This is a genomic window from Fulvivirga sp. (assembly GCF_040220315.1).
In the GTDB taxonomy this organism is placed as follows: domain Bacteria; phylum Bacteroidota; class Bacteroidia; order Cytophagales; family Cyclobacteriaceae; genus Fulvivirga.
The window spans coordinates 1-8,208 of record NZ_JAVJUY010000055.1; the positions used below are offsets into that span (position 1 = coordinate 1).

The window sequence follows — 8,208 nt, forward strand, 5'->3', positions numbered from 1 at the left end:
CTGGACGACAGTCCTAATATTTCTAAGCGTAATTTATCCACCTAATTTTATTTCGCTGCCTTTAACGCTTCAGTTAGTTTCGGAACTACCTCAAACGCATCCCCTACAATACCGTAATCAGCTGCCTTAAAGAATGGTGCCTCCGGATCTTTATTAATTACTACAATATTTTTAGAAGAGTTAACTCCCGCTAAATGCTGAATTGCACCAGAAATACCAACCGCAATATAAAGTTGAGGACTTACTTTCACTCCAGTTTGACCAACATGTTCGTGGTGAGGTCTCCAGTCCATATCAGAAACAGGCTTACTACAACCCGTAGCAGCGCCTAAAGTTTTGGCCAATTCTTCAATCATACCCCAATTTTCAGGTCCTTTCAAACCTCTTCCTCCTGAAACAACCAACTCTGCTTCTGGTAGTAATATTTCGCCAGTAGCCTTCTCAGTTTTGGTGATATTCGTCCTAAAATCGCTATCAGGCGCACTTGCAGCAAAAGAATCTACTGTGGCTGAACCCTCCACTTCTTTTACTTCAGCAGCATTTTTCTTAATAGCTAATATTTTCTTGTCTTTGGTTAGATCAACGTTGGCAAATGCTTTACCAGTGTAGATACTTCTTTTTACCTTGAAGCCTGCTGATGTATCTGGCAATTCAGTAACGTTCGAAACTAAACTTGCATCTACTTTAACAGCTACTCTCGCTGAAACAGGGTTTCCTAAAGAGGAATTCGCTAACACTAATACATCAGCTCCCTCTTTCTCCATTGCATCTGCAATAACTGATGCATACGCTTGAATAACTCCTTTATTATATTTTTCATCATTTACATGAAGCACTTTTGAAGCTCCATATTTTCCTAAACCTGCTAACTCATTGCTATTTACTTCATTGCCAAAAGCAATAACGGTTACATCGCCTCCCATGCCTTTCGCATAGCAAACAGCCTCTAAAGAGGTCTTCTTAATAGCTCCTTCAGCACTTTCTACAAATACTAATATTGATGACAAAATTAAATTCTCTTTAGATTAAACTTATATTACTTTAGCCTCATTTTTCAGCAAGCTTACTAATTCTTCCACATTGTCGGCATCAATCATTTTTACAGCACCTTTTGCCGGTGGCATTTCGTACTTTTCAAGTTTTGTACTTGACTGATTTGCTGATGGCTCAACTACATTTAAAGGTTTTGTTCTAGCAGACATAATACCTCTCATATTTGGTATTTTCCATTCAGCAATTGGCTCTTGACAACCAGCAACAAACGGCATTTTTACTTCTAAATACTCTTTTCCTCCTTCTATTTCTCTTGACATTTTAGCAGTATCACCATCAATATCCAATGTCATTACAGGCGAAATTGATGGAATACCTAATATTTCACCAACCATTCCATGCACCATTCCTCCATTGAAGTCAATCGATTCTCTACCCATTAATATTAAATCATAGCCACCGTCTTTTGCTACATTAGCAATTTCTGCAGCTACAAAAAGAGAGTCTGTTGGTTCTGCATTTACACGAATGGCATCATCAGCGCCAATAGCCAAAGCCTTTCTAATGGTAGGTTCAGATTCTGCACCACCAACATTTAAAACGGTGATGGAACCACCTGATTGTTCTTTCAATTCAACTGCTCTTGCTAATGCATAATCATCGTATGGACCAATGATAAACTGAACACCATTCGTATCAAATTTAGTATCACCATCGGTGAACGTTATACGAGATGTTGTATCAGGTACATGAGTAATACAAACTAATATTTTCATCTATATATATGGATTTAAAATGTTGTAATTTAAGGTATTAAATTTGCCCGTGAAGATAACGAATAATGAAGCAAATAAAAATTGAATACTAGATGAATTCAGACAGACTTGACCAACTCTTAAATTACTATCAAGAAGATTCTAAAGACCCGTTTATCATTTACGGTATTGCGATGGAATATTGGAAATTCGATCTGGAGAAATCAAGAAAGTATTTTGAAATTTTACTCCAAAATCATCCGGATTATTTAGCCACATATTATCAGGTTGCGCACCTTTATGAAGAACTAGATGAGATTGAATTGGCGAAACAATTGTACCGAAAAGGGATAGAAATTGCTGAAATTCAGAATAATCAAAACACGCTACGTGAATTAAAAAATGCGCTGCAAGAGCTTGAGTTCTTTGAATAAAATTCTACTAATATTTTTAGTATATCATTTTATAACTATCAGTAAATCAGATGGATAATAAATACTTAACTCAAGTTAAAGTTTAACCACAAGTTTACCTAGCTTAGAGGACGTTGCAATTTCATCAAAAGCACTTTCAATTTCATCGAACGGCCTTACAGAATCTATTAAAGGTTTAATCTTATGCTCAGTAATGAAGTCAAGCATTTTCACAAACTCCTTATCATTACCCATGGTACTTCCCTGCAACTTAATTTGGTTCCAAAACATTCTGTATAAGTCTAAGGAAGAAGGCAACCCATTCGTTGCACCATAAAAAACTATTCGACCGCCAGGCCTCATCAACTTCACAAACGTATTTACCTGATCTCCTCCGGCACTATCTATAACTACATCAAAACCACCCTTTGTTTGCCAAAGGTTTTTATGCCAATCAGGATTGGTGTAATTATACCCTGCCTGAGCCCCCAGAGAAATAGCTTTTTCTATCTTTTCATTACTTCCAGATGTTACAAAAACATTAGCCCCAAATGCCATGGCATATTGGAATGCAAATTGTGCTACACCTCCACCAAATCCAGAGATTAATATGTTTTCATTTTTCTTAATCTCACCATGTCGAAATAATGCGCGGTAGGCGGTTAATCCTGCCAATGGTATTGAAGCAGCTTCCTCATCGGATAAATGACCAGGTACAGGATGTAGCCGGCCTTCTTCCACAGCCACAAACTCTGCAAATGTTCCATCAGACGGCATACCCAAAATTGAGTAAACTCTGGACTGAACTTGCTCATTATTTCCCCAGCCAATATTAGGGTTAATGATAACTCGTCTTCCGATCAGCTTTTTCGAAACTGACTCCCCAACTTCTACCACCTCTCCTACTGCATCTGAGCCAAGTGTTGACCCAAACTGGATATTTGGATACTTACCTTCTCGTATAAACTGATCTCTTTTGTTGAGTGCTGCAGCACTTACTTTAATTATGGCCTGATTTGGCTCAGGCTTGGGCCGATCTTTATTTATAATTTTGATCTTGCCAGCGGAAACAATTGCTAATGCCTTCATAATAGTAATTTTAAATGAAGGTAATAAAAGGAATTGATCGTATCAATACGTTAAATAACGTATTTACTAGAAAGGCGCATCTTCATCGTCATCAGCACCAGAATACCCAAAGCCTGCAGAGTCATTCGGACTACCTAAATCAAGATTTTCATTGAGTTTGCTACCAAAAGTTTGGGTTTTAGAATCGTCAAATTCTGAAGGAATTCCACCGCCACCTGGGAATGGCTCACCAAAACTATGCGTATCCAAATCGGAGAATTTGGTGTACTTACCGATGAACTTGAGCTGAACATTTTCAAGAGAACCGTTTCGATGCTTGGCAATGATTACCTCACCAACGCCAGAAGTAGGCATTCCGTTCTCATCTTCGGTTATGCCGTAATATTCCGGTCGATAAAGGAACATCACCATATCGGCATCTTGCTCAATAGAGCCTGATTCCCTCAAATCCGAAAGTTGTGGACGCTTATCACCACCTCGGGTCTCTACAGCCCTGCTTAACTGAGAAAGTGCAATCACTGGTACATCCAATTCCTTGGCGATACCTTTTAAGGCCCTTGAAATAGATGCAATTTCTTGTTCACGGTTACCACCACCTTTAGAACTATCGCCACTCATAAGCTGCAAGTAATCAATTACAATCAGCTGAACATCATGCTGAGCTTTTAGTCTTCTACACTTGGCTCTTAATTCCAGAATTGATAATGCTGGTGTATCATCAATAAAAATTGGTGCCTTACTCAGCTTGTTAGTCTTGTGAATAAGCTGCTGCCATTCGTAATCTTCCAGATTACCCTTTTTAATTTTCTCACTTTCTAATTGCGCTTCCGCAGATATAAGTCTGTTCACTAACTGAACAGATGACATCTCTAAAGAAAAGATTGCCACGGCCTGATTAAAATCTACGGCTGCATTTCGAAGTGCAGAAACTACGAAGGCAGTTTTACCCATGCCGGGTCTCGCAGCTATAATCACCAGATCCGATTTTTGCCAGCCAGATGTTACCCTGTCTAATGCAGTAAATCCACTTGGCACACCCGTTAAGCCATCTTTATGATTTTTTCTTTCCTCCAGCTCGTGAATTGCCTGAGCCATAAGTGAAGTCATGTTGTCATAATTCTTTCGAATATTGGCTTCAGAGATTTCAAAAAGAGCACTTTCTGTTTTGTCTAACAATTGAAATACATCAGTTGTATCTTCATACGCATCGTGATGTATCTCAGAAGCTACTTTAATCAGCTCCCGCTTAATGGCCATTTCTGTAACAATACGTGCGTGGTACTCAATATTAGCCGCAGAAGAAACTTTAGATGTTAATTCAGCTATATAATACGAGCCGCCAACCAACTCCAGCTTGCCATTTTTTCTCAACTGGCTTACCACTGTTCGCATATCTACAGGCTCAGAATTATTGAAAAGAACAACAATAGCCTTGTATATTTCCTTGTGGCTGTCTTGATAAAAACTCTCTGGGGTAAGAATGTCGATAACGGTAGAAAGTGCGTCTTTTTCTAACATTAACGCACCTAATACCGCTTCTTCCAAATCAATCGCCTGAGGAGGGAGTTTCCCTAAGGTATCATTGATATCTTTCACAAGCCTGTTTGACTTATGCCCTACTCTTAAAGACGAAGATTTGTTTTCCATGTAGTGATTGTCGGTTTAAATTTTAACTCGCAATGCCAAACCTAAAAAGAATTTGAAAGCGGTACAATTAAGGTGGATGATCCCAAAATTTTATTCAATGTTTACAAAAGTCAAGCCTCCTGTTTATCTATCGGCTACTTAGGCAAGAAGCACCCTCCTTTTCCACCGCATTTGAAAGAATATACACAAATAATTGTGAAAAAATTGTGTGCTTATCAACAAAATAAAAAGTTATCCACAATGTTATAAACAAAGGTCAAAGAAGAAAAATTGTCCTGTTTTTATATTTTTTCTTCTATTTTTGACTTTTAACCTATCCATTCATGAGTCAAGAATCACAAAACATACATTTTATAGCCATTGGTGGTAGTATTATGCATAATCTGGCCATTGCGCTAAAGAAAAAAGGCTTTAATATCACCGGTTCGGATGACGAAATTTTTGAACCCTCCCGTTCGCTTTTAAAGAAGAATGGCCTGTTACCCGACCATGTTGGATGGGATGAAAGCAAAATTCACAAGGATTTGGATGCAGTCATTCTCGGCATGCATGCAAGGGAAGATAACCCCGAGCTAAAGAAAGCACAGGAATTAGGCATAAAAATTTATTCTTTCCCCGATTATATCTACGAGCAGTCTATAGATAAGCAACGCATTGTGATTGCAGGAAGTCATGGAAAAACTACCATCACTTCTATAATCATGCACGTATTGCAATATCACAACAAGAAGTTTGATTATGCTGTTGGCGCAAGAATAGACGGATTTGAAGAGATGGTTCAATTATCTAATGCTCCTATTATTATAATTGAAGGCGATGAATACCTTTCTTCCCCCATCGATAGAACTCCTAAATTTTTGAAATATCATCATCATATTGGACTTATTTCCGGTGTTTGGTGGGATCATATTAACGTATTCCCTACTGAAGAAGAGTATGTAAAACAGTTTGATTTGTTTGCAGATGCTACTCCAAAGGCTGGCTCACTTATTTACAGTGATGACGACTCCCTGGGTACCGTTATCGGTCAGAAAGGGCGTGAAGATGTAAATGAAATTCCATATAAAACACATCCACACAGCATTGAAAATGGTGTTACTTATTTAACAGATGGCAATGAGAGTTATCCAATTAAACTGTTCGGCAAACATAACCTTCAGAATATAAGTGGCGCGCTGGCTGTGTTGAAGAGAATAGGTATTACATCCGATATGTTCTATTTGGCTATTCAATCTTTTAGAGGCGCAGATAAAAGATTAGAGCTAATTGGCGAGAATAGTGGCATGGCGATTTATAAAGATTACGCCCATGCACCATCAAAAGTAAAGGCTACTACGCTAGCAGTGAAAGAACAATACCCAGCAAGAGATCTGGTGGCCTGTCTGGAGCTTCATACGTTCAGCAGTTTAAATAAAGATTTTATTAATCAGTATAAAGGCACAATGAAATATGCCAACGTACCCGTTGTGTATTACAGCCCTAGTACACTTGAGAAAAAGCAGATGGAGCCCATAACAAAAGAGGATATCAAAAAGAGTTTTAATGAAGCCAATCTCAACGTTTTTGATGACAGGGATGAAATGCTAGAGTTCTTAAAAAAACAAAATTGGAGAAATAAAAATCTACTATTAATGACTTCTGGCACGTTTAATGGCCTTGACTATCACGCACTTCCAGCGCTTTTAAAGTAACTAATTTAAATGAAATTAAACCTTAGAAACCCACTCACATTTTTTGATCTTGAAACAACAGGCACTAATACAGTGCAGGATAGAATAGTTGAAATATCTGTAGTTAAAGTAATGCCCAATGGCGAAACAATTACCAAGACGAACAAGATAAACCCGACCGTTCCTATACCAGTGGAAACCAGTCTAATCCATGGGATATATGATGAGGATGTAAAAGACGCACCTACATTTAAAAATATTGCGAAGAGCTTAGCCCAATTTCTGGAAGGATCGGACTTGGCAGGCTTTAATATTCTGAAATTTGATGTGCCACTGCTGGTGGAAGAGTTTCTAAGAGCCGGAGTTGATTTTGATACTTCGAAACGCAAGCTCATTGATGTGCAAAAGATATTCCACATGATGGAAAAGCGTACACTATCTGCTGCCTATCAATTCTATTGTGGCAAAACTCTGGATGACGCCCATAGCGCAGAAGCAGATACTTTGGCTACTCTTGAAGTGCTACAAGCACAAGTAGAAAAGTATGACGGTGAGGATGTGGTAGATAACCTTGGCAAAAAGGTAGGAGTCATTAAAAATGACATGAGCGTTTTACACGAAATTACAAGTTCTAACCTCGTAGACCTTGCGGGCCGAATGGTGCTCAATAAAGACGGTAAGGAAGTATTTAATTTTGGTAAGTTTCGAAATCGGTTAGTAACAGATGTACTTGAAAAAGAGCCCGGCTATTACAATTGGATGATGAACGGTGACTTTCCGCAAGACACCAAAAGAAAACTGACCGAGATTAAGTTGAGGGGAATTAATGGTTAATCTAAAGCCCGATTATTATGAAAATCCTAGCCATAGGCCGCAATTATGCTGAGCACATCAAAGAGCTAAACAATGAACGTCCTTCTGAGCCTGTCATATTCACCAAGCCAGACACTGCTCTACTTAAAAATGGTGAAGACTTCTATTACCCGGATTATTCGAAGGATATCCACCATGAAATAGAATTGGTGCTCAGAGTTTGTAAAGTAGGTAAAAATATTGAAGAGAAATTCGCTCATAAGTATTACGATCAAATAGGACTAGGAATAGATTTTACGGCCAGAGACCTGCAATCAAAGGCTAAGGAAAAAGGGTTACCTTGGGCCATAGCCAAAGGCTTTGATGGTTCAGCCCCCATTTCGAACTTTTTACCTTTATCTGGTTTTAAAGATATAAATAATATCAACTTTTCGTTAAAGGTTAATAATGAAGTACGGCAACAAGGAAATACATCATTGATGCTGTTTGGCTTTGATTACATGGTATCATACTTGTCGAAATTCTTCACATTAAAAACAGGTGATTTAATATTTACAGGTACACCAAGCGGAGTTGGGCCTATTGAAATTGGACAAAAACTGGAGGGATTTATAGAGGATGAGAAATTGTTGGAAGTTAATATTAAGTAGTGCGCTGTTATTTGGGCAATATTTAAGCTGCTTTGCTCAGCTAGAGGCGGCCGACTATCGTAGCGAAGCGTATTACATGTTTCCAATCAAGCCGGGCACGCAAAACACGCTGGCCGGCACCATGGGTGAGCTGCGATCTACCCACTTTCATACAGGTATTGATATTAGAACGGAAGGG

Annotated in this window: 8 protein-coding genes; 4 read left to right on the top strand and 4 right to left on the bottom strand. The window is 38.5% G+C overall.

Going from position 1 to position 8,208, the window contains the following annotated elements:
• Positions 1–47 precede the first annotated feature (47 nt).
• Both RLO81_RS02545 and RLO81_RS02550 read right to left on the bottom strand, forming a co-directional pair.
• Complete coding sequence (locus RLO81_RS02545; RefSeq protein WP_350106786.1) at positions 48–1,007, bottom strand: electron transfer flavoprotein subunit alpha/FixB family protein; 960 nt, start codon at positions 1,005–1,007, stop codon at positions 48–50.
• A 24-nt stretch (positions 1,008–1,031) separates the two neighbouring features.
• Positions 1,032–1,769, bottom strand: coding sequence for an electron transfer flavoprotein subunit beta/FixA family protein (locus RLO81_RS02550; RefSeq protein WP_350106789.1), 738 nt, complete (start codon positions 1,767–1,769; stop codon positions 1,032–1,034).
• Between the two features lie 92 nt (positions 1,770–1,861).
• Between RLO81_RS02550 and RLO81_RS02555 the strand changes: the two genes are divergently transcribed.
• On the top strand, positions 1,862–2,182 hold the full coding sequence (locus RLO81_RS02555) for a tetratricopeptide repeat protein (protein ID WP_350106791.1): 321 nt from the start codon (positions 1,862–1,864) through the stop codon (positions 2,180–2,182).
• 75 nt (positions 2,183–2,257) lie between these two features.
• Here the strand turns inward: RLO81_RS02555 and RLO81_RS02560 are convergent, their stop codons facing one another.
• Together RLO81_RS02560 and dnaB are read right to left on the bottom strand one after the other, a co-directional pair.
• A complete protein-coding gene (locus RLO81_RS02560) occupies positions 2,258–3,250 on the bottom strand; it encodes a zinc-binding dehydrogenase (protein WP_350106794.1) in 993 nt (330 codons plus the stop codon).
• Positions 3,251–3,316: 66 nt separating this feature from the next.
• Positions 3,317–4,897, bottom strand: a complete 1,581-nt coding sequence (gene dnaB, locus RLO81_RS02565; RefSeq protein ID WP_350106797.1) for a replicative DNA helicase — start codon at positions 4,895–4,897, stop codon at positions 3,317–3,319.
• A gap of 323 nt (positions 4,898–5,220) precedes the next feature.
• Here dnaB and RLO81_RS02570 point away from each other — a divergent pair, with 323 nt between their 5' ends.
• Genes RLO81_RS02570 through RLO81_RS02580 form a run of 3 tightly spaced genes read left to right on the top strand, consistent with a single transcriptional unit; the run spans position 5,221 to position 8,030 of the window.
• A complete protein-coding gene (locus tag RLO81_RS02570; protein ID WP_350106799.1) occupies positions 5,221–6,588 on the top strand; it encodes a UDP-N-acetylmuramate--L-alanine ligase in 1,368 nt (455 codons plus the stop codon).
• A gap of 9 nt (positions 6,589–6,597) precedes the next feature.
• Positions 6,598–7,401: an exonuclease domain-containing protein gene (locus RLO81_RS02575; protein WP_350106802.1), complete on the top strand. Its 804-nt coding sequence runs from the start codon at positions 6,598–6,600 to the stop codon at positions 7,399–7,401.
• 17 nt (positions 7,402–7,418) lie between these two features.
• Positions 7,419–8,030 carry a fumarylacetoacetate hydrolase family protein gene (locus RLO81_RS02580; protein ID WP_350106805.1) on the top strand — a complete coding sequence of 204 codons (612 nt, stop codon included), beginning with the start codon at positions 7,419–7,421 and terminating at the stop codon, positions 8,028–8,030.
• Positions 8,031–8,208: the final 178 nt, after the last annotated feature.

Excerpts from the sequence above, each read along its gene's own strand:
- RLO81_RS02560 (WP_350106794.1), bottom strand. The coding sequence starts at position 3,250 with ATGAAGGCATTAGCAATTGTTTCCGCTGGCAAGATCAAAATTATAAAT.
- RLO81_RS02555 (WP_350106791.1), top strand. The coding sequence starts at position 1,862 with ATGAATTCAGACAGACTTGACCAACTCTTAAATTACTATCAAGAAGAT.
- dnaB (WP_350106797.1), bottom strand. The coding sequence starts at position 4,897 with ATGGAAAACAAATCTTCGTCTTTAAGAGTAGGGCATAAGTCAAACAGG.
- RLO81_RS02575 (WP_350106802.1), top strand. The coding sequence starts at position 6,598 with ATGAAATTAAACCTTAGAAACCCACTCACATTTTTTGATCTTGAAACA.
- RLO81_RS02580 (WP_350106805.1), top strand. The coding sequence starts at position 7,419 with ATGAAAATCCTAGCCATAGGCCGCAATTATGCTGAGCACATCAAAGAG.
- RLO81_RS02570 (WP_350106799.1), top strand. The coding sequence starts at position 5,221 with ATGAGTCAAGAATCACAAAACATACATTTTATAGCCATTGGTGGTAGT.
- RLO81_RS02550 (WP_350106789.1), bottom strand. The coding sequence starts at position 1,769 with ATGAAAATATTAGTTTGTATTACTCATGTACCTGATACAACATCTCGT.